This window comes from Embleya hyalina, from assembly GCF_003967355.1.
GTDB classification, from domain to species: domain Bacteria; phylum Actinomycetota; class Actinomycetes; order Streptomycetales; family Streptomycetaceae; genus Embleya; species Embleya hyalina.
On the sequence record NZ_BIFH01000023.1, the window covers coordinates 182,176 to 201,680 of the forward strand.

The 19,505-nt window shown below is 71.6% G+C and carries 18 protein-coding genes; 15 read left to right on the forward strand and 3 right to left on the reverse strand.

Annotated features, from left to right (window positions below):
• Window positions 1-28 precede the first annotated feature (28 nt).
• From EMA17_RS24445 to EMA17_RS24490, 10 genes are all read left to right on the forward strand, one after another.
• Complete coding sequence (locus EMA17_RS24445) at window positions 29-967, forward strand: Rossmann-like and DUF2520 domain-containing protein (RefSeq protein WP_174861425.1); 939 nt, start codon at window positions 29-31, stop codon at window positions 965-967.
• A complete protein-coding gene (panC, locus tag EMA17_RS24450; protein WP_126639250.1) occupies window positions 964-1,824 on the forward strand; it encodes a pantoate--beta-alanine ligase in 861 nt (286 codons plus the stop codon). The genes EMA17_RS24445 and panC overlap by 4 nt, the downstream gene beginning before the upstream one ends.
• Window positions 1,821-2,252 carry an aspartate 1-decarboxylase gene (gene panD / locus EMA17_RS24455; RefSeq protein ID WP_126639251.1) on the forward strand — a complete coding sequence of 144 codons (432 nt, stop codon included), beginning with the start codon at window positions 1,821-1,823 and terminating at the stop codon, window positions 2,250-2,252. Before panC ends, panD begins: the two co-directional genes overlap by 4 nt.
• A 17-nt stretch (window positions 2,253-2,269) precedes the next feature.
• Window positions 2,270-3,898 (forward strand): L-aspartate oxidase, encoded by a 1,629-nt coding sequence (locus tag EMA17_RS24460; protein WP_126639379.1) that lies wholly within the window; start codon window positions 2,270-2,272, stop codon window positions 3,896-3,898.
• Entirely contained in the window at window positions 3,895-4,785 is an 891-nt protein-coding gene (gene nadC, locus EMA17_RS24465) for a carboxylating nicotinate-nucleotide diphosphorylase (RefSeq protein ID WP_126639252.1), read from the forward strand. Before EMA17_RS24460 ends, nadC begins: the two co-directional genes overlap by 4 nt.
• 104 nt (window positions 4,786-4,889) lie before the next feature.
• The gene (locus EMA17_RS24470; RefSeq protein WP_126639253.1) at window positions 4,890-5,678 is read left to right on the forward strand and encodes a type III pantothenate kinase; all 789 of its coding nucleotides are present in this window, start codon (window positions 4,890-4,892) and stop codon (window positions 5,676-5,678) included.
• A 91-nt stretch (window positions 5,679-5,769) separates the two neighbouring features.
• The gene (locus EMA17_RS24475) at window positions 5,770-6,738 is read left to right on the forward strand and encodes a hypothetical protein (protein ID WP_126639254.1); all 969 of its coding nucleotides are present in this window, start codon (window positions 5,770-5,772) and stop codon (window positions 6,736-6,738) included.
• Window positions 6,739-6,793: 55 nt separating this feature from the next.
• Entirely contained in the window at window positions 6,794-7,030 is a 237-nt protein-coding gene (locus tag EMA17_RS24480; RefSeq protein WP_126639255.1) for an LAETG motif-containing sortase-dependent surface protein, read from the forward strand.
• 116 nt (window positions 7,031-7,146) lie between these two features.
• Window positions 7,147-8,655: a bifunctional lysylphosphatidylglycerol synthetase/lysine--tRNA ligase LysX gene (lysX, locus tag EMA17_RS24485; RefSeq protein WP_126639256.1), complete on the forward strand. Its 1,509-nt coding sequence runs from the start codon at window positions 7,147-7,149 to the stop codon at window positions 8,653-8,655.
• 102 nt (window positions 8,656-8,757) lie between these two features.
• Window positions 8,758-9,390, forward strand: coding sequence for a GDSL-type esterase/lipase family protein (locus tag EMA17_RS24490; RefSeq protein WP_126639257.1), 633 nt, complete (start codon window positions 8,758-8,760; stop codon window positions 9,388-9,390).
• Window positions 9,391-9,424: 34 nt separating this feature from the next.
• Here EMA17_RS24490 and EMA17_RS24495 read toward each other — a convergent pair whose 3' ends face one another.
• Window positions 9,425-10,288, reverse strand: coding sequence for a M23 family metallopeptidase (locus tag EMA17_RS24495; RefSeq protein ID WP_126639258.1), 864 nt, complete (start codon window positions 10,286-10,288; stop codon window positions 9,425-9,427).
• 324 nt (window positions 10,289-10,612) lie between these two features.
• Here EMA17_RS24495 and EMA17_RS24500 point away from each other — a divergent pair, with 324 nt between their 5' ends.
• The 4 genes from EMA17_RS24500 to EMA17_RS24515 all read left to right on the forward strand — a co-directional run bounded on the left by EMA17_RS24500 (window position 10,613) and on the right by EMA17_RS24515 (window position 13,281).
• Window positions 10,613-10,969: a BlaI/MecI/CopY family transcriptional regulator gene (locus EMA17_RS24500; RefSeq protein ID WP_126639259.1), complete on the forward strand. Its 357-nt coding sequence runs from the start codon at window positions 10,613-10,615 to the stop codon at window positions 10,967-10,969.
• Between the two features lie 178 nt (window positions 10,970-11,147).
• Complete coding sequence (locus EMA17_RS24505) at window positions 11,148-11,930, forward strand: DUF11 domain-containing protein (RefSeq protein ID WP_126639260.1); 783 nt, start codon at window positions 11,148-11,150, stop codon at window positions 11,928-11,930.
• Window positions 11,931-12,196: 266 nt separating this feature from the next.
• Window positions 12,197-12,706: an amino-acid N-acetyltransferase gene (locus EMA17_RS24510; protein ID WP_078976588.1), complete on the forward strand. Its 510-nt coding sequence runs from the start codon at window positions 12,197-12,199 to the stop codon at window positions 12,704-12,706.
• A 233-nt stretch (window positions 12,707-12,939) separates the two neighbouring features.
• On the forward strand, window positions 12,940-13,281 hold the full coding sequence (locus tag EMA17_RS24515; RefSeq protein WP_078976589.1) for a histone-like nucleoid-structuring protein Lsr2: 342 nt from the start codon (window positions 12,940-12,942) through the stop codon (window positions 13,279-13,281).
• Between the two features lie 82 nt (window positions 13,282-13,363).
• On the opposite strand, the gene EMA17_RS24520 is transcribed toward EMA17_RS24515, so the two are convergent.
• Window positions 13,364-14,077, reverse strand: coding sequence for an SCO3374 family protein (locus EMA17_RS24520; RefSeq protein WP_126639261.1), 714 nt, complete (start codon window positions 14,075-14,077; stop codon window positions 13,364-13,366).
• 478 nt (window positions 14,078-14,555) lie between these two features.
• On the opposite strand from EMA17_RS24520, the gene EMA17_RS24525 reads away from it, so the two are divergent.
• A complete protein-coding gene (locus tag EMA17_RS24525) occupies window positions 14,556-17,078 on the forward strand; it encodes an ATP-dependent Clp protease ATP-binding subunit (protein ID WP_126639262.1) in 2,523 nt (840 codons plus the stop codon).
• Window positions 17,079-17,227: 149 nt separating this feature from the next.
• On the opposite strand, the gene EMA17_RS24530 is transcribed toward EMA17_RS24525, so the two are convergent.
• A complete protein-coding gene (locus EMA17_RS24530; protein ID WP_126639263.1) occupies window positions 17,228-19,408 on the reverse strand; it encodes an MMPL family transporter in 2,181 nt (726 codons plus the stop codon).
• Window positions 19,409-19,505 lie beyond the last annotated feature (97 nt).

Consider the following 19,505-nt stretch of genomic DNA (forward strand, 5'->3'; position numbering starts at 1 on the left):
CGCGGACTGGAACGGAAGGCTCGCTCGCGTGAACAACGACATCACCGCACGCCCGTATCCGCACGGCCGCTCGCCCGACCCCGCCGACCGCCCCGCGCGGCTGCGCGTGGGCGTGGTGGGCACCGGCCGCGTCGGCCCGACCCTCGCCGCCGCCCTCGCCCTCGCCGGGCACTCCGTGGTGGCCGCCTCCGGCGTCTCCGAGGCATCCCGGCGCCGCGCCGAGGAGCTGCTCCCCGGTGTCCCGCTGGTCACCCCGCAGGAGGTCATCGCGGCCTCCGACCTGACCCTGCTGACCGTGCCCGACGACGCGCTGGAAGCCCTGGTGCGCGGTCTGGCCGAGACCGGGGCGATCAAGGCCGGCCAGCTCCTGGTGCACGCCTCCGGCCGCTACGGCGTCGGCGTCCTGGAGCCGGCCACCCGCGCCGGCGCGCTGCCGCTCGCGCTGCACCCGGTGATGACCTTCACCGGCAGCACGGTCGACCTGGAACGGCTGGCCGGCTGCTCCTTCGGGGTCACCTCGCCCGAGGTGCTGCGGCCGGTCGCCGAGGCGCTGGTGGTGGAGATGGGCGGCGAGCCCGAGTGGATCGAGGAGCAGGACCGAGCGCTCTACCACGTGGCCCTGGCCAACGGCGCGAACCACCTGGTCACCCTGGTCGCGCAGTCGATCGAACTGCTCGGCGCGGCCGGCGTGCGGGCCCCGGGCCGGATGCTCGGGCCGCTACTCGGCGCCGCCCTGGACAACGCGCTGCGCGCCGGCGACCACGCGCTGACCGGTCCGGTCGCGCGCGGCGACGCGGGCACGGTGGCCGCGCACGTGGCCGAGCTGCGGCGGGTCTCGCCCGAGGCGCTGGCCGCCTACGTGGCGATGGCCCGACTGACCGCGGACCGCGCGCTCAACGCCGGGTTGCTCAAGGCCGAGGCGGCCGAGGCGCTGCTCGGCGTACTGGCCGAGGGAGGCCGACCGTGACCGATGTGCGACTGGCCCGGACCGCGGCCGAACTCGCCGAGGACACCCGCCCGCACGGGCTGCGCGCGGTGGTGATGACGATGGGCGCGCTGCACGAGGGGCACGCCGCGCTGATCCACGCCGCGCGCGCGTTCGTCGGTCCGGCCGGACACGTGGTGGTCACCGTGTTCGTCAACCCGCTCCAGTTCGGCGCGGGGGAGGACCTGGACCGCTATCCGCGCACCCTGGACGCCGACCTGGCGGTGAGCGCGCGGGCGGGCGCCGACGTGGTGTTCGCGCCCTCGGTGGACGAGGTGTACCCCGGCGGCGAGCCGCGGGTGCGGATCACCGCCGGACCCACCGGCTCGGTCCTCGAAGGCGCCTCCCGCCCCGGCCACTTCGACGGCATGCTCACCGTGGTGGCCAAGCTGCTGCACCTGACCGACCCGAAGGTCGCCTTCTTCGGCGAGAAGGACGCCCAGCAACTGGCGCTGATCCGGCGCATGGTGCGCGATCTGAACTTCCCCGTCGAGATCGTGGGCGTGCCCACCGTCCGCGAACCCGACGGGCTGGCCCGGTCCAGCCGCAACCGCTACCTCTCCGCGTCCGAGCGGGAGATCGCGCTCTCCCTCGGGCGCGCGCTCGACGCGGGCGCCGGGCGCGCCGCCGACGGCGCGGCGGCGGTGCGGGCCGCGGCCGAGGGGGTGCTGCGGGCCGTACTCGAGCCCGACTACGTGGAGTTGGTCGATCCCGACGACTTCACCCCGGTGGCCGCGGACCACGCGGGCCCCGCGATCCTGGCGCTGGCGGCCCGCGTCGGCACCACCCGCCTCATCGACAACGCCCGCCTGACGATCACGGGAGTCCCCCGGTCATGATGCGCACGATGTTCAAGTCCAAGATCCACCGCGCGACGATCACGCAGGCGGACCTCCACTACGTCGGATCCATCACCATCGACGAGGATCTGCTCGAAGCCGCCGACATCCTGCCCGGCGAACTGGTGCACGTGGTCGACATCGACAACGGCGCCCGCCTGGAGACGTACACGATCGCGGGCCCGCGCGGCACCGGCGTGATCGGCATCAACGGCGCCGCGGCACGGCTGGTGCACACCGGCGACCTGGTGATCATCATCGCGTACGCGCAGGTCACCGACGCCGAGGCGCGGGCGATGAAGCCGCGCGTGGTGTTCGTCGACGCGGCCAACACGATCACCGGCACCGGGCACGACCCGGCCGAGGCGCTGCCCGGCGGGGAGACCGTGCGCGGCGACCGCGTGGCGCCGGCTCGGAGCGCGCCGTGAACGCGCCCGCACAACCCATGCGCCTGGCCGCGCCCGATCCCGGCTGGACGGTGCGCGCCGACGTCATCGTGGTCGGCTCCGGCGTGGCCGGCCTGACCCTCGCGCTGCGGGCCCGGCGGGCCGGCCGGGTGCTGTTGGTGACCAAGGGCCGGCTCGACGAGGGCTCCACCCGCTGGGCGCAGGGCGGGATAGCGGCCGCGCTCGGCGAGGGCGACAGCCCCGAACAGCACCTGCGCGACACGCTCGTGGCCGGCGCCGGGCTGTGCGCGGAGGACGCGGTCCGGGTGCTGGTCACCGAGGGGCCGGACGCGGTGCGCCGACTGATCGACACCGGCGCCGAGTTCGATCGCGGACCCGACGGCGACGTGCTGCTCACCCGCGAGGGCGGCCACCTGCGCAACCGCATCGTGCACGCGGGCGGCGACGCGACGGGGGCGGAGATATCGCGCGCGCTGGCCGCCGCGGTGCACGCCCTGCCCGACATCGAGGTGATCGAGAACGCGCTCGTGCTCGACCTGTTGAAGGACGAGGGCGGGCGGGCCGCCGGCGTCACGCTGCACGTGATGGACGAAGGCGCGCGCGACGGGGTCGGCGCCGCGGTGGGTCGGGCCGTCGTGCTCGCCACCGGCGGCATGGGCCAGGTGTTCTCGTCCACCACCAACCCCTCGGTGTCCACCGGCGACGGGGTCGCGCTCGCGCTGCGCGGCGGGGCCGAGGTCACCGACCTGGAGTTCGTCCAGTTCCACCCGACCGTGTTGTGGTTGGGCCCGGACGCCGAGGGACAGCAGCCGCTGGTCTCCGAGGCGGTCCGCGGCGAGGGCGCGCATCTCGTGGACGCGGCGGGCGTACGGTTCATGACCGACCGGCACCCGCTCGGCGAACTGGCGCCGCGCGACATCGTGGCCAAGGGCATCATGCGTCGGATGGCCGAGACCGGCGCCGAGCACATGTACCTGGACGGCCGGCACTTCGGCGCGCAGATGTGGAAGCACCGCTTCCCGACCATCCTGGCCGCGTGCCTGGCGCACGGGATCGACCCGGTGACCGAGCCGATTCCGGTCGCTCCCGCCGCGCACCACGCCAGTGGAGGGGTCCGCACCGACCTGCACGGTCGCACGAGCGTGCCGGGGCTGTACGCCTGCGGGGAGGTGGCCTGCACCGGCGTGCACGGCGCCAACCGGCTCGCCTCCAACTCGCTCCTGGAGGGCCTGGTCTTCGCCGAGCGCATCGCCGCCGACCTGGCCCGGGACCTGCCGCCGTTCGCCGAGCCGGTCGCCCCGAGCGCGCCCGCCGGGCTGCTGGGCGAGGCAGTCCGCCTGCCGCTGCAACGCGCGATGACCTCGGGCGCCGGGGTGTTGCGCAACGCGGCCGGGCTGGCCGCGACCGAGACCACGCTGACCGCGCTCGCGGCCCGCGCCGGCGACGATCCGTGCACGCCGACGTGGGAGACCACCAACCTGCACCTGGTCGCGAGCGCGCTCACCCGGGCCGCGCGGCTGCGCGAGGAGACGCGCGGCTGCCACTGGCGCGAGGACCACCCCGACCCGGACGACACGGCGTGGCGCGGCAATCTGGTCACGTCGCTGCGCGACGGCGAGTTGCGGGTCGCCTACCAGGCCCACGAACCGAAGGAGTCCACCACGTGAGCACCGACCAGTTGTCCGCCGACCTCACCGCGCGCCTGGCCGAGGCCGGCCTCGACCCGCTCGCCGTCGCCGCGCTCGTGGCCGCCGCCGTCGCCGAGGACCTGGCCGGCGGTGTGGACGTCACCTCGGTGGCCACGGTCGCGGAAGACGCGTGCGGCCACGCCGACTTCACCGCCCGCGCCGCGGGTGTGGTCGCGGGCCTCCCGGTCGCCGAGGCGGTTCTCGAACTCGTCTGCGGCGCCGACCTGGTCGTCACTCGGTACGTCCGGGACGGCGACGCGGTCGCGCCCGGCACGGTGCTGTTCGGCGCCGAGGCGGGCACCCGCTCGCTGCTCACCGCCGAGCGGGTGGCGCTGAACCTGCTGTCCCGGCTGTCCGGGGTGGCCACCGCCACTCGCGCGTGGGCGGACGCGATCGCCGGCACCGGTGCCGCGGTCCGGGACACCCGCAAGACCACGCCCGGGTTGCGCGCGTTGGAGAAGTACGCGGTGCGCTGCGGCGGCGGGATCAACCACCGCATGTCGCTGTCCGACGCGGCGATGGTCAAGGACAACCACGTCGTCGCCGCAGGCGGGGTCGCGGAGGCGTTCGAGGCGGTGCGCGCGGCGTTCCCGGACGTGCCCGTCGAGGTCGAGGTGGACCACCTCGAGCAGATCCCGCCGGTCCTGGACGCGGGCGCCGACCTGATCCTCCTGGACAACATGAGCGTCCGACGGATGCGCGAGGCGGTGGCCCTGGTCGCGGGCCGGGCCCGACTCGAGGCCAGTGGCGGGCTCACCCTGGAGACCGCCCGCGAGGTCGCCGAGACCGGCGTGGACTATCTCTCGGTCGGCGCGCTCACCCACTCCGCCCCGATCCTGGACATCGGTGTGGACCTGCGGGCCTGAGCGACCGGTACCGTTCACCGGATCAGCCGTCCCCGCTCCTCCCATCCTCCCGAAGCCGCGCTCCGTCCCCCACGGCCCGAGCCAGAACACCAAGGACGCCCACGATGTTGCTCACCATCGACGTCGGTAACTCGCATACCGTGCTCGGCCTGTTCGACGGTGACGAGATCGTCGAGCACTGGCGCATCTCGACCGAGGCCCGGCGCACCGCCGACGAACTCGCGGTCGTCCTCGCGGGCCTGCTCGGCCAGCATCCGCTCCTCGGTGCCGAGGGCATCGACGGCATCGCGATCTGCTCCACCGTGCCGTCCGTGCTGCACGAGATGCGGGACATGGTGCGGCGCTACTACGGCGACATCCCCACGGTCGTGGTCGAACCCGGGGTCAAGACCGGCGTGCCGGTCCTGATGGACAACCCCAAGGAGGTCGGCACCGACCGGATCATCAACGCGCTCGCGGCGGTCAAGTTGTACGGCGGCCCGTGCGTGGTGGTCGACTTCGGCACCGCGACCACGTTCGACGCGGTCAGCACCAAGGGCGAGTACGTCGGCGGCGCGATCGCCCCCGGCATCGAGATCTCGGTGGACGCATTGGGCGCCCGCGGCGCGCAGTTGCGCAAGATCGAGCTGATGCGCCCGCGCAGCGTGATCGGCAAGAGCACGGTCGAGGCGATGCAGGCCGGCATCCTGTACGGCTTCGCCGGCCAGGTGGACGGCGTGGTCAAACGCATGGCGGCCGAACTGTCCCCGGACGACCCGGACGCGGTCACCGTGGTGGCCACCGGCGGGCTGGCCACGCTGGTCCTGGGCGAGGCGTCGGTGATCGACGTACACGAGCCGTGGCTGACCCTGATCGGTCTGCGGATGGTGTACGAGCGCAACACGGCGGTGTGAGCGCGGTCCGGGTCGGATTCGTGGTCCAAGTCGGAAAAACACAAGCATGAAATAAGCAGGATTGTCCGGCTCGCCGCATACAGTGCGTGGTATGCCGACGCCACATGGTGACCAGGGGATGGCCTTCAGCGCGCACGAGGTGCGGGTGCTGCGTCGGGCGCTGACCGTCGCGCTGCGCGGCGGGCGCGACTCGGTCGACTTCTGGTTGCTGGGCCGGGCGATCGGCGAGGCGCACGACGAGCGGGAGCGGCTGCGCGCCTTCATGACTGCCGAACTGCGCCGCTATCGCGCCGCGTTGCCGGGGAGCGCGGCCACGTTCCTGGCCTGCCTGCGCAACGCGGTGGACGAGATCGCGCACGTGCCGTCGGCCGAGGACCTGGCGGCGCTGCGCACGGTCGTCGACCTCCCCTGCGGCCCCCGTGAACGGGCAAGCCGCGCGGCCCTGTTGCGCCGCTGTACACACCTGGCGGAGGCCGCCCTCGAACAACGCCTCACCGCCCGAGCCCACCGCCGAGCCGCCGCCGAAGCCGACCGCGCCACCAGACCCGACCCGCTGGAAATCCTCATCCCCACCCGCATCCGCCCTTCCCTGAACCCACCTTCGTGGCAATCGGCACCGACGAGGGCATCACGCCCGCAGCCGCCCGCCGAAGTACCCACCGCCACAACCGTCGAGCCCGAGCCCGTCGAGCCCGAGGCCACCGAGTGCGTGGCGACCGAGCCCGTCGAGCCCGCGGTGACCGGATCCGCGGCCGCGGAGCCCGCCGAGCCCGAAACCGCCGAATCCCGGATCCCCGAGCCCGGGGTTCCCGCCCACGAAGCGCCCGAGCCGACATCCGCCACCCTCGAAGCACCGGCCGCGACGGCATCGCCCCCCGCAACCGCCGGCGCCGAGTCGGCCCCCTCCGACGAAGCGTTCGTCCCTGTCCCGAGCCCCACGCCTCCCGACGCCGAGGGCCCACTCCGGGAGTCCGTGTCCCCGGTGATCCCCCACCGCCGCCAGGGCCGGGCCCTGGGCCAACTCCCCACGCCGGACATCCTCCAGACCGGCACCGGCTGAACCCGAACGCGCCGAGACCGTTCCGTGATCCCCCGGCGCCGTTCCGCTCGTGGACATGGTCTTCACCGCCAAGGAAGGCGCCACCTCCGGCGGCTCCGGGTCGACCGGTGGTACGACCACGACCGCCGGTGCGGGTGCGACCGGTGGCGGCAACGGCACGGAGCTTGCGAACACCGGCTCCGACTCGTCGTCCACGACCCTGATCACCGGCGGCGCGGTCGCGTTGTTCGCGCTCGGCGGCGGCGCGTTCCTCGTGGTGCGTCGACGCAAGAGCGCGGGCCTCGCGGCCTGATCGGCATCGATCGGCGGAGGGCGGGATCGCGGCGGCGGTCCCGCCCTCCGCCATGTGCGCGCGGCCCGGTCGGATATCGGTTCGGGGAGCGCGCGGCGGGTCGGTAGCCTTGTGGGGTGACCGAGCAGAGCGCAGCGCAGCCGCAGATCGACGACCTTCCCGAGCAGATGCGGGTTCGCCGCGACAAGCTCGATCGGCTTCGGGCCGAGGGGACCGACCCGTATCCGGTCGGCTTCCCCCGCACCACCACGGTGGGCGCGCTGCGTGCCGAGTTCGACGGTCTCGAAGCCGACGTGGAGACCGGGCGCCGGGTCGGCGTCACCGGCCGCGTCGTGCTGTACCGCACCGGCGGCAAGCTGTGCTTCGCCACGCTGCGCGACGGTGACGGCGACATCCAGGTGATGGTCTCGCTGGACGGCGTCGGCGCCGAGTCGCTGGCCGCCTGGAAGAGCGACGTCGACCTGGGCGACCACGTCGGCGTCGAGGGCCAGGTGATCACCTCCCGGCGCGGCGAGTTGTCGATCATGGTCGACTCCTGGGCGATCACGTCCAAGTGCCTGCGTCCGCTGCCGGACAAGCACAAGGGCCTGACCGACCCCGAGGCCCGGGTCCGCCAGCGCTACGTCGACCTGATCGTCAACGACGAGTCGCGGGCGATCCTGCGCACCCGCAGCCGGATCGTGCGCGCCATCCGCGAGTGGTTCGACGCCAGGGACTTCCTGGAGGTCGAGACGCCGATGCTCCAGCCCGTGCACGGCGGCGCCACCGCGCGCCCGTTCGTGACCCACATCAACGCGTACGACATGGACCTGTACCTGCGCATCGCGCCGGAGCTCTACCTCAAGCGCCTGGTCGTCGGCGGCGCCGAGAAGGTCTTCGAGATCAACCGCAACTTCCGCAACGAGGGCGCGGACTCGACGCACAACCCCGAGTTCACCATGCTCGAGGCGTACGAGGCGTACGGCGACTACAACACGGTGGCCACCCTCACCCGCGAGGTCTACCAGCACGTCGCGCAGGACGTGTTCGGTTCGCGGATCTTCCGCTACGGCGACCGCGAGGTGGACATCTCCGGCGACTGGCGCGAGATCACCGTCTACGGCTCGGTCTCCGAGGCGCTCGGCGAAGAGGTCACCCCGGAGACGCCGATCGAGGCCGTGCGCAAGCTCGCCGACGCCCGCGAGATCGAATACGACAAGTCCTGGGGCCAGGGCAAGCTCGTCCAGGAGATCTTCGAGGCGCTGGTCGAGCACACCCTGATCGAGCCGACCTTCGTCCGCGACTACCCGATCGAGACGTCGCCGCTGACCCGCCAGCACCGCAGCGTCCCCGGCGTCGCGGAGAAGTGGGACCTGATCGGCTTCGGCATGGAACTGGGCACCGGCTACTCCGAGCTGGTCGACCCGATCGAGCAGCGCCGGCGGCTCACCGAGCAGTCGCTGCTCGCCGCGGGCGGCGACGTCGAGGCCATGCGGATCGACGAGGACTTCCTGCGCGCGCTGGAGTTCGCGATGCCGCCGAGCGGCGGCGTGGGCATGGGCATCGACCGGATGATCATGGCCTTCACCGGCCGCGGCATCCGCGAGACGATCCTGTTCCCGCTGGTGAAGCCGACCACCGACTGATCGACACGACGGGAGCCCCCTCGGTGACGGTTCGTCGCCCCCGAGGGGGCTCCTGGCGCATTTCCGGGCGCGTCACCCGTTCGTACGCATAGGGTCGGCCGCATGGAAGCAGCAGCCCCCGATCTGCGGATCTGCGTCGCCGGCGACTCGTTCGTACAAGGTGTCGGCGACCTCTCCGGCGGCGGATGGGTCGGCCGCCTCGCGGCCGAGTCCCGTCGCCGGGGCCGGCAGGTGACCGCGTACAACCTGGGCGTGCGGTACGAGACCTCGGCCGACGTCGCCGAGCGCTGGTACGGCGAGGCCGTACCGAGGATGCGGCACGCCGACGGCACCGGCATGGTCTTCGCGTTCGGCGTCAACGACGTCCGGGTCGAGAACGGCCGCCCCAGGGTCGCCCACGCCGACAGCGTCGCCAACCTCGACGCGATACTGGACACCGCGACGGGCGCCCGCTGGACCTGCCTGGTGGTCGGCGCGCCGCCCGTCCCCGGCGAACGGGACGACGGCGAGGCCGCGCTCGCGTTGGAGGACGCGTACGCCAAGACCTGCGCCGCGCGGGGCATCCCGTTCGTGCCGATACAGCGCGCCCTGCGCGAGGACCCGCAGTGGTGGGCCGGCATCGAGGCCTACGGCGACGGCGCGCACTGCGACGCCGCGGGCTACGCCAAACTCGCCGCGCTGATCGCCGACGGCGGCTGGTGGGACTGGTTGGACTCGCTGGCCCCGGGGCACTGAGCGCGGCGGCCGACCCGCCGCGCCCATCGCCCGGTCAGGGCTTGACGCCCCGGCCCGTCAGCCACACGTTCGGGTCCACGGCCGAGCCGCCGCCGGGGTGCACCTCGAAGTGCAGGTGCGGGCCGGTGGAATTGCCGGTCGTGCCCACGTAGCCGATCACCTCGCCCGCGGCCACCGAGCCGGAGGTCTTGGCGAACCGCGACTGGTGGCAGTACCAGGTCCGGGTGCCGTCGGGGTGGGTGAGCACGATGCGGTTGCCGAAGGCGCCGGCCGGACCGGCGGAGCTTATGGTCCCGGCCGCGGCGGCGCGGATCGGGGTGCCCGAGGGGGCGGCGAAGTCCAGGCCGGTGTGCGTGTGCGCCCAGCGTGCGCCGCTGTTGCCGAAGCGGCCGGTCAGCGTGTAGTCCGAGGTCGGCAGGACCCACCCCGAGGCGGCCCGTTCCGCGTCCGCCCGTGCCGCCGCGGCTTCCCGCTCGGCCTGCGCGGCCTGCGCGGTCTGCGCGGCCTGCTCGGCCTGCGCCGCGCGTTCGGCCTCCCGGGCCTGCTCGGCCTCGGCGGCCGCCTGCTCCGCTTCGCGCGTTTCGCGGGCCTGGCGGGCCGCCTCCGCCGACCCCGCCGCGTCGAGCGTCGAGCGCTCCTCGGAGCGGGCCGCCACGTCCGCGCCACGATCGGCGAGCCGCCGCGCCGTCTCCGGATCCGCGCTCGCCGCACCGGCCGCCCGCTTCCCGGTCGAGTCCGTCCCCGTGCCCTGGACGCCGGTGGTGACCGCCACGGCCAGCAGCGCGAGGCTGGAGACCACGACGACCGTGCGACCCGGACGCGCGCCGCGCAGCCGGGCGCGGCGGTCGACGGGCGTGGTGGGGGCTTCGGTGGGCGGGGTTGCGGGGGAGTGCGGCACGAATACCTCGGGGTGTCGACGACGGGGGCCGACACCAGTGGTAACAATCCGCCGTATATCCACCAAGTCGTAACGGAGCGGACACTACGCCCTCGCGTAGTAGCAAAACCCGCACGCGCACCCGACCCCGATGCCGCCCCACGCCTCGTCGCACCCCGGCGCCGTCCACCCGCGCCCCCGCCACCCGGCCGAATCGCCGGGCCGAAGATCCCGGTTTGAAATCGGTCGAACCCGGACGAAACTGCCGCTACGACGCCGCATAGGAGACGTCGCGGCCGGCGTGACGCAGTTCACGGCACGACGAGGTTTCCCGAAGGGTCGGACATGAATCGACTAGGCGAACTCGAAGCCCAGGTGATGCTCCGGATCTGGCGGCGCAACAGCCCCGCGTCGGTACGCGAGGTGCAGGAGGCGCTGCTGCCCGATCGTGAGCTCGCCTATACGACCGTGATGACCGTGCTCGACAAACTGTTTCGCAAGGGACTGCTGCGCCGCCGCCTGGTCGGCCGGGCCTATCTCTACGAAGCGGTGTACTCGCGCGACGCCCATACCGCCGAGTTGATGCGCGACGACTGGATCTCCGGCGGCGGTCGAGCCGGGGCCCTGGTGCACTTCGTCGAGGGCATGACGCCCGAACAGATCGAGGCGTTGCGCGACGCGCTGCGGGTCGCGCTGCCGTGAGCCGATTCGCGCGATCTTCGGTACTTCCCTGGGCCGATCGAGGGCCTTGCCAATTCGTTCGGCGCAATCCGCAGCGTCTTCGGGACGCGACTCTGCGTAATCGTATTAATGATCTACGTAAGAAAAGCGGACTTCCGTGCAGGTGGAACGCAAGCGGCGGAACGGAAAGTGGGCCGACATGATGCGAGCGAAAACCCGAGCGGGACGTGCCCTCGCGGCGGTCGCGGTCGGGGTGACCGTCGCGGTCGGCGCGTACCCGGTCGCGGTCGGTACGGCGGCCGCGACCCCCGTGCCGCGATATCGGCCGCAACCCGTCGCGCCCGCCCATGCCGGCGACTCCACCACCTCCGGCGGAACCGCCCTCGGCGATGCCATGGCCGACCTGCGGGTCCGGCTCGACGGCCTGTGGGCGACGCTCGGCCGACGGCTCCAGGGCTCGCTCGCCGACCCGATGGACCGGCCGACCGGTCCGCCGCCGGGCGTCAAGCTGCCCGACCCGCCCGACCGGGGCATGGGTACCTCCTCGGTGACGCACCGGCCGGTCGACCCCACCGCGCCGCCGAAGCTGGAACTGCGTCGTGCGGCCGACCCGGCGCAGGCCAAGCCCGGTGACCGGATCACCCACACGGTGACCGTGCGAAACGGCGGCGGCACCGAGGCGAAGTCGGCGATCGTGCGCAACACGTTGCCGGCGGGCGGGAAACGGGTCGAATCCAAGCCCTCGCAGGGTGAATTCGACAGTGCCACCGGAGTGTGGAAGACCGGTCGGATCAAGCCCGGCGCCGAGGTCTCGCTGATTCTCGTGCTCACGGTGCCGGAAGGCGCGGCCGGTTCCGAGATGACCGCGAGGTCGAGTTTCGTCAGCGCGCCGGGTGCCGAGCGGGTGATCCGCGACGCGTGTACCGACGACGCCGAGGCCGCCTGTGCGAGCACGCGCGTGGCCGATTCCCGGACACGGTAATGACCGGGGAAATCAGTCCATATCCGGCCTGATCGCTCCACAAGGGCACGGTTCGGAAGCCGGGGCTATCGGCTCCGGATGTCGGGTCGGATGTTGTCCGCGCCGGATCTCGGCGCCGGATGTATGAAGAACGTGTGGCCCGGGCGGTGGGAAACCCCGCCCGGGCCTTCGCCTGTCCATCCGGGTGTTTCCACCGGCACCGGGGCGGATCGGCGGTAAACCGGGCGGAGCGGCGACGCCTATCGTGATCGCGATAGCGTCAGCCCATGGAAGTGACGATCCGACGTGCCAGAACGTCCGATGTGCGGGCCATTCGGCGCCTTGTGGATGGGTACGTGGGGCTACGCATCCTTCTCGACAAACCCACGGTCACCCTCTTCGAAGACGTGCAGGAGTTTTGGGTCGCCGAGCGGGACGACGACAGTGAGGTGGTCGCCTGCGGGGCCCTGCACGTGATGTGGGAAGACCTCGCCGAGGTGCGCACTCTCGCGGTGGATCCGGTGTGTACCGGACACGGGGTGGGCCACCTCTTGCTCAGCAAACTTCTGGAGACCGCGCGTTGGCTGGGTGTTCGACGGATATTCTGCTTGACCTTCGAGGTCGACTTCTTCGCGAAGCACGGCTTCGTGGAGATCGAGGAGACGCCGATCGACGGCGATGTCTACAGTGAACTGATGCGTTCGTACGACGAGGGCGTCGCCGAGTTTCTGGATCTGGAACGCGTCAAACCCAACACCCTTGGCAACACGCGGATGCTGCTCCATCTCTGGCAGTGATCTCGATCCGCGTAGACCGGACGAGTGTGGCGGAGATCGCGCGACCGGTGCCGGTGAACCTCTTGACGCTTCTTGCCCACGGCGGTGTGGTGTGCGGTGAAGTCGTGACCACAAACCCGGTAACGTATTGCCGACCCGGCGTGGTTCCGCGCCCGTGGGTTTGTATTTTGCCGCAGAAAGCGGTTTCCTTTTCTTGAGCTCGTTGTGAACCCTCCCGATGAAAGGGAATCCTGGTGGCACAGAAGGTCCAGATTCTTCTCGTTGACGACCTCGACGGCGGCAAGGCCGATGAGACGGTGACGTTCGCGCTCGACGGTGTCTCCTACGAGATCGACCTGAGCGCCACGCACGCAGAGCAGCTTCGCGCGGCGCTGACGGCCTACGTCGACGCCGGCCGCAAGACCGGTGGCCGGGTCGCCGCCCGTCGCGGCGTCCGCCAGGTGGTCAAGGGTGGTGCCGCCTCGGGCGACACCGCCAAGATCCGCGCCTGGGCCAAGGAGAACGGCTACGACGTGAGTGAGCGCGGTCGTGTGCCGGGCAACATCCGCGACGCCTACGAGAAGGCCCACGCCTGATCGCCGACGCCGTCGACGAGCGGTGCCCTCCCCCGGTACGTACCGGGGGAGGGCACCGCTCGTGTCGTTGTGCGCCCGGCTCTCAGGCGGCGCCGGGACGGTGGTGGGTCAGCAGCCTCGGCCCGCGCACCCGCGGCCTCGGGAACAGCCGTACGTGCTGGCACGCGTGCGCCAGCGTGCCGATCAGCCGGGTGACGTCCGGGAAGCGCACGTCCACGTGCGGAAGCGCGGCGGGCGCCGCGAGGTCGTTCACCGGGGGCATCCGGCCGGGGTCGACCGGGGGTCGCAGCCAGCGCGCGTGTTCCCAGGATCGGGGCCAGGGCGAGCGCCAGGTGGCCGGCCACGGGGACGGCGCGGCCACCGTGTCGCCCTCGCCGTACGCGCGCAGGTCCAGGTCCAGGTCGGCCCAGTCCAGCCAGTCCAGGAGCGCGGGCAGGTCGTCCGCCACGCCGGGGGCGACGAAGAACTGCGTGCGACCGGTGCCGGTCGCCGCCACCGGCCCGACCGGCAGCCCCTGGCGTTCGACCCGGTCCAGCGCCCACGCCCCGGCCGCGCCCGGCACGTCCAGGACGTCGAACCGCACCCCGGCGGCCAGCCGCACGGCCGCCCGCGGCGCGTCCGCCCAATACGCCGAGAGCAGCCGGGGATCGGTGGTCGCGGCCGTGACCGGGTCCATCGGCTCGACCGTCCCGGGAGCCGCGGGCCAGCCCAGGGCCCGCGCGTACCACAGGGCCTCGTCCAACGGACCGGGTACGACGGGCGCCGAACGGGACGCGAAAACAAGCGTGGCTGCCATACCGTGTTCAACTCCGGGACGACGGCGAGGTTACGAAAGGTGATATGCCGACCGCGATGCGTGACATGGTGCGAGGGCGCGCCGCGCGGCGCCGCCCCCGGTGCCGGCACGGTCGCCCGCACACCGGTCGTGACCTGCCGGTATACAGCAGGTGTCGTCCGGGGTATGACCCGAGCATGGAGGGGAGACGGGGAAGCGCGGTCGTCGACGGCGGCCGGATTCGGTGCGATCGACGGCGAAACCGGCGATCGAAAATGCCGCGTTCGCTTCTGGCGTACTCGGAATCGGCCTCAGTACGTGGCCGGCGGGAACATCGTCTCGCACCATCGGGTTTGACTAGTTGTCCAAGGCGGTCCGCAACACGTGGGTCGCCCGTCTTCACGGACGAATCGAGCGGTCCTGCGTGCAGGACTAGCATGCGGAAGGACAGGGAGGGGACCGTCCCCGATCTGCACGACCGCTCTGAGGAGCGATAACGATGTTCGAGAGGTTCACCGACCGCGCGCGGCGGGTTGTCGTCCTGGCTCAGGAGGAGGCCCGGATGCTCAACCACAACTACATCGGTACTGAGCACATCCTCCTTGGCCTCATTCACGAGGGTGAGGGCGTCGCTGCGAAGGCCCTGGAGAGCCTCGGCATCTCGCTTGAGGCAGTGCGTCAGCAGGTCGAGGAGATCATCGGTCAGGGTCAGCAGGCCCCGTCCGGTCATATCCCCTTCACGCCCCGTGCGAAGAAGGTCCTCGAGCTGTCGCTGCGCGAGGCGCTTCAGCTGGGCCACAACTACATCGGCACGGAGCACATCCTCCTGGGTCTGATCCGCGAGGGCGAGGGCGTCGCCGCCCAGGTCCTCGTGAAGCTCGGCGCCGACCTCAACCGGGTCCGCCAGCAGGTCATCCAGTTGCTCTCCGGCTACTCGAGCGGCAAGGAGTCCGCGACCCCGGGCGGCAGCGGGCAGGAGGGCACGCCTTCGACGTCCCTCGTGCTCGACCAGTTCGGGCGCAACCTGACCCAGGCGGCCCGCGAGGGCAAGCTCGACCCCGTCATCGGGCGAGAGAAGGAAATCGAGCGGGTCATGCAGGTGCTGTCCCGCCGCACCAAGAACAACCCGGTCCTGATCGGCGAGCCCGGCGTCGGCAAGACCGCCGTCGTCGAGGGCCTGGCCCAGGCGATCGTCAAGGGCGAGGTGCCCGAGACGCTCAAGGACAAGCAGCTCTACACGCTCGACCTCGGCGCGCTCGTGGCGGGCTCCCGCTACCGCGGCGACTTCGAGGAGCGCCTGAAGAAGGTGCTCAAGGAGATCCGCACCCGCGGCGACATCATCCTGTTCATCGACGAGCTGCACACGCTCGTCGGCGCGGGTGCCGCCGAGGGCGCGATCGACGCGGCGAGCATCCTCAAGCCGATGCTGGCCCGGGGCGAGCTCCAGACCATCGGTGCGACCACGCTGGACGAATACCGCAAGCACCTGGAGAAGGACGCGGCGCTCGAGCGCCGGTTCCAGCCGATCCAGGTCGCGGAACCGTCCCTGCCGCACACGATCGAGATCCTGAAGGGTCTGCGCGACCGCTACGAGGCGCACCACCGCGTGTCGATCACCGACCAGGCCCTGGTGGCCGCGGCGACGCTCGCGGACCGGTACATCTCCGACCGGTTCCTGCCCGACAAGGCGATCGACCTCATCGACGAGGCCGGTTCGCGGATGCGCATCCGCCGGATGACCGCGCCGCCGGACCTGCGCGAGTTCGACGAGAAGATCGCCAACGTGCGTCGGGACAAGGAGTCCGCGATCGACGCGCAGGACTTCGAGAAGGCCGCGTCCCTGCGCGACAGCGAGAAGAAGCTGCTCGCCGACAAGGCGAAGCGGGAGAAGGAGTGGAAGGCCGGCGACATGGACGTCGTGGCCGAGGTCGACGAGGAACTGATCGCAGAGGTTCTCTCGACCGCCACCGGCATCCCGGTCTTCAAGCTGACCGAGGAGGAGTCCGCGCGACTGCTCCGCATGGAGGACGAGCTGCACAAGCGGGTCATCGGCCAGAAGGACGCCATCAAGGCGCTCTCCCAGGCCATCCGGCGCACCCGCGCCGGACTCAAGGACCCGAAGCGTCCCGGTGGTTCGTTCATCTTCGCCGGCCCGTCCGGCGTCGGTAAGACCGAGCTGTCGAAGACGCTGGCCGAGTTCCTGTTCGGCGACGAGGACGCGCTCATCCAGCTGGACATGAGCGAGTTCTCCGAGAAGCACACGGTCTCGCGCCTGTTCGGTTCGCCGCCCGGATATGTGGGTTACGAAGAGGGTGGCCAGCTCACCGAGAAGGTCCGTCGCAAGCCTTTCTCGGTGGTCCTGTTCGACGAGGTCGAGAAGGCCCACCCGGACATCTTCAACTCGCTGCTGCAGATTCTGGAAGACGGTCGGCTGACCGATTCCCAGGGTCGGGTGGTGGACTTCAAGAACACCGTCATCATCATGACGACCAACCTCGGCACGCGGGACATCTCGAAGGGCTTCGGCCTCGGTTTCTCCGGATCGTCCGACGTCAAGACCGGTTACGACCGGATGAAGGCGAAGGTCAACGAAGAGCTGAAGCAGCACTTCCGCCCCGAGTTCCTCAACCGTGTCGACGACACGATCGTCTTCCACCAGCTTTCCGAGGAAGACATCATCCAGATCGTCGACCTGATGATCGCCAAGGTGGACGAGCGGCTGCGCGACCGGGACATGGGCATCGAGCTCCGTCCGGCCGCCAAGACGCTGCTCGCCAAGCGGGGCTACGACCCGCTGCTGGGCGCCCGTCCGCTGCGTCGGACGATCCAGCGCCAGATCGAGGACAACCTCTCCGAGAAGATCCTCTACGGCGAGCTGCGTTCGGGGTCGATCATCGTGGTCGACACCGAGGGCGAGGGCAAGGACGAGAAGTTCACCTTCGAGGGCATGGAGAAGGCACCGCTGCCGGACGCGCCGCCCGTCGAGGCGACCGGCTCGGGCCCGAACCTGACCAAGGAGTAGTCGCCGGCGCGAGCCGACGCGAGGTGTGACGAAGGGGCCGCCCCCGGGATGCGAATCCCGGGGGCGGCCCCTTGTGTGTGCCGCACCCTCCCCCGCGTGACAGGGTGCGGCGGTCCGTGCGCGAGCCCGCCGCCTTAGCGGCCGGCGGGTCAGCGCACGACGCCCGGCACGTCCGTGTCGCGTTCGGCGCCGGTCCTGGTCGGCAGCGCCGCGCCGGACTCCGGGGCCGACTCGTGCAGGCCCACCCGCGCGTGCAGCCTGCGCAGCACCGGCGGGGCGTACCACGCGTGCCGGCCGAGCAGGCGCATCGCCGCGGGCACCAGCACGCCCCGGACCAGCGTGGCGTCCAGGAGGATCGCCAGCGCCGCGCCGAAGCCGAACAGTTGCAGGAAGCTCACGGTGCTGGTCAGGAACGCCACGAAGGTCACCGCGAGCAGCGCCGCGGCCGTGGTGACGATGCGACCGGTGCGGCCCAGGCCCTGCCGGACCGCGTCCGCGTCGGACGCGCCCGCGTCGTGCAGCTCCTTGATCCGGCTGGTCACGAACACCTCGTAGTCCATCGACAGCGCGAACGCGATGCAGAACAGCAGCACCGTCATCGAGGTGTCCATCGGCAGCGGGGTGAAGCCGAGCAGACCGGACAGGTGCCCGTCCTGGAAGACCCACACCGTGATGCCGACCGCGGCCGTGATGCTGAGCCCGTTCAGGAGCAGTGCCCGCAGCGGTTGCAGGATGCTCCCGGTGAACAGGAACAGCAGGACGAAGGTGCTGAGCACGATCAGTCCGAAGGCGAGCGGCAGGCGGTCGCCGATCGAGGCCTTGGTGTCGACCAGGCGGGCGTCGGTGCCGCCGACCAGGGCCTCGGTGGCGTTTGGGGCGGGCACCGCGCGCACGTCGTGGACCAGGTCCTGTGCGGCGTCCGACTTGGCGGGCAGCGTGGTGATCACCGAGATCAGCCGCGCGTTCGGGCGGATCCGGTCGGGACCGGCGGTGTCCACCCGGGTCACCCCGGGCAGGGCGGCGAGCCGATCGGCGTAGGTGTCGACCGGGGCCTGGGCACCGGTGCCGAGCAGGACCACGTCGAGCGAGCGGGTGTCGTCGAGGCTGTAGTCCGCGCGCAGCGTGTCGCCGACCTGGCGGGCCTGGGTACTGGTCGGCAGGACCCGCTCGTCGGGCGTGCCGAAGGTGACCCCGAGCAGCGGCGAGGCGGCGAGCAGCAGCACCGCGACCACGGGCAGCGCGGTCAGCACGGGCCGGCGGGTGACGAAACCGGCGAGTCGGGACCAGATCGGCGCCTCGGCGCCCTGGACGCCCTTGATGCCGCGGATGCGCATCGACTCCACGCGCGGGCCGAGCACGGTCAGCAGGGCCGGGGCGATGATCAGCGCGGCGAGCGCGGTGATGATCACCACGCCGATGCCCGCGTAGGCGAACGAGCGCAGGAAGTACTGCGGGAAGACCAGCAGCACGGCGAGCGCGGCGGCCACCGTCGCGGCGGAGAAGACGATCGTGCGCCCGGCGGTGCGCACCGTGCCCACCACCGCGTCGTGCAGGTCGTGTCCGGAGTGCAGCAGTTCGCGGTGTCGGGCCACGATCAGCAGCGCGTAGTCGATGGCCAGCCCCAGGCCCAGGGCCGTGGTGAGGTTGATCGAGAAGATCGACACGTCGGTGAGACTGCCGAGGACGAACAGTTCGGCGAACGTGCCCATGATCGCGACGAAGCCGATCACCAGCGGGACCAGGGCCGCGATCAGGCTGCCGAACGCGAGCACGAGCAGCAGCAGGGTCAGCGGTACGGCGATCGACTCGGCGATCGCGAGACTGGTGCCGACCTGGCCGTTGACCGCCGGGCCGATCGCGGCGTCGCCGCCGATCCGGACCCGGAGCGGGCTGTCGGCGGGCAGTCGCGCGCTCTCGGGCAGTTCGGCGATGTCGTCCTCGGCCGAGTGGGCGACGAGCAGCGCGCCGCGTCCGCCGTCGGCCTTGAGGCCGGGCGCGTTGGTGGTCCAGTAGGAGGCCACCTGGTCGAAGCCCGGTGCGGCGGCGAGGGCGGCGGTGAGCCGCCGACCGGCGTCCGCGACGGCGGGGGTGTCCACGCCGGAGCCGTCCTTGGCCCGGACCTCGATCACCAGATTCGGGCGACCGCCGAAGGTGTCCTTGATCTCCTCCTGGGCCCGGGTCGAGGCCGAGTTCGGCGCGTCGAACCCGCCCGCCTTCAGCTTGCCGAAGGCTCCGAAGCCCACCCCGGCCGAGACGAGCAACACCAGTGTGCCGATCACGAGCACGGCGCGCGCTCGGCGGAAGACGAGGTCCCCTAGTCGTTCGAGCATGATCATCGACCTTTCATGCGATCCGTGGGGAACGGAGGGTGCGGAGTCCGGCACGCCATGTTGACGCCGATAACAATGTTGGCATTGATAACTTGGC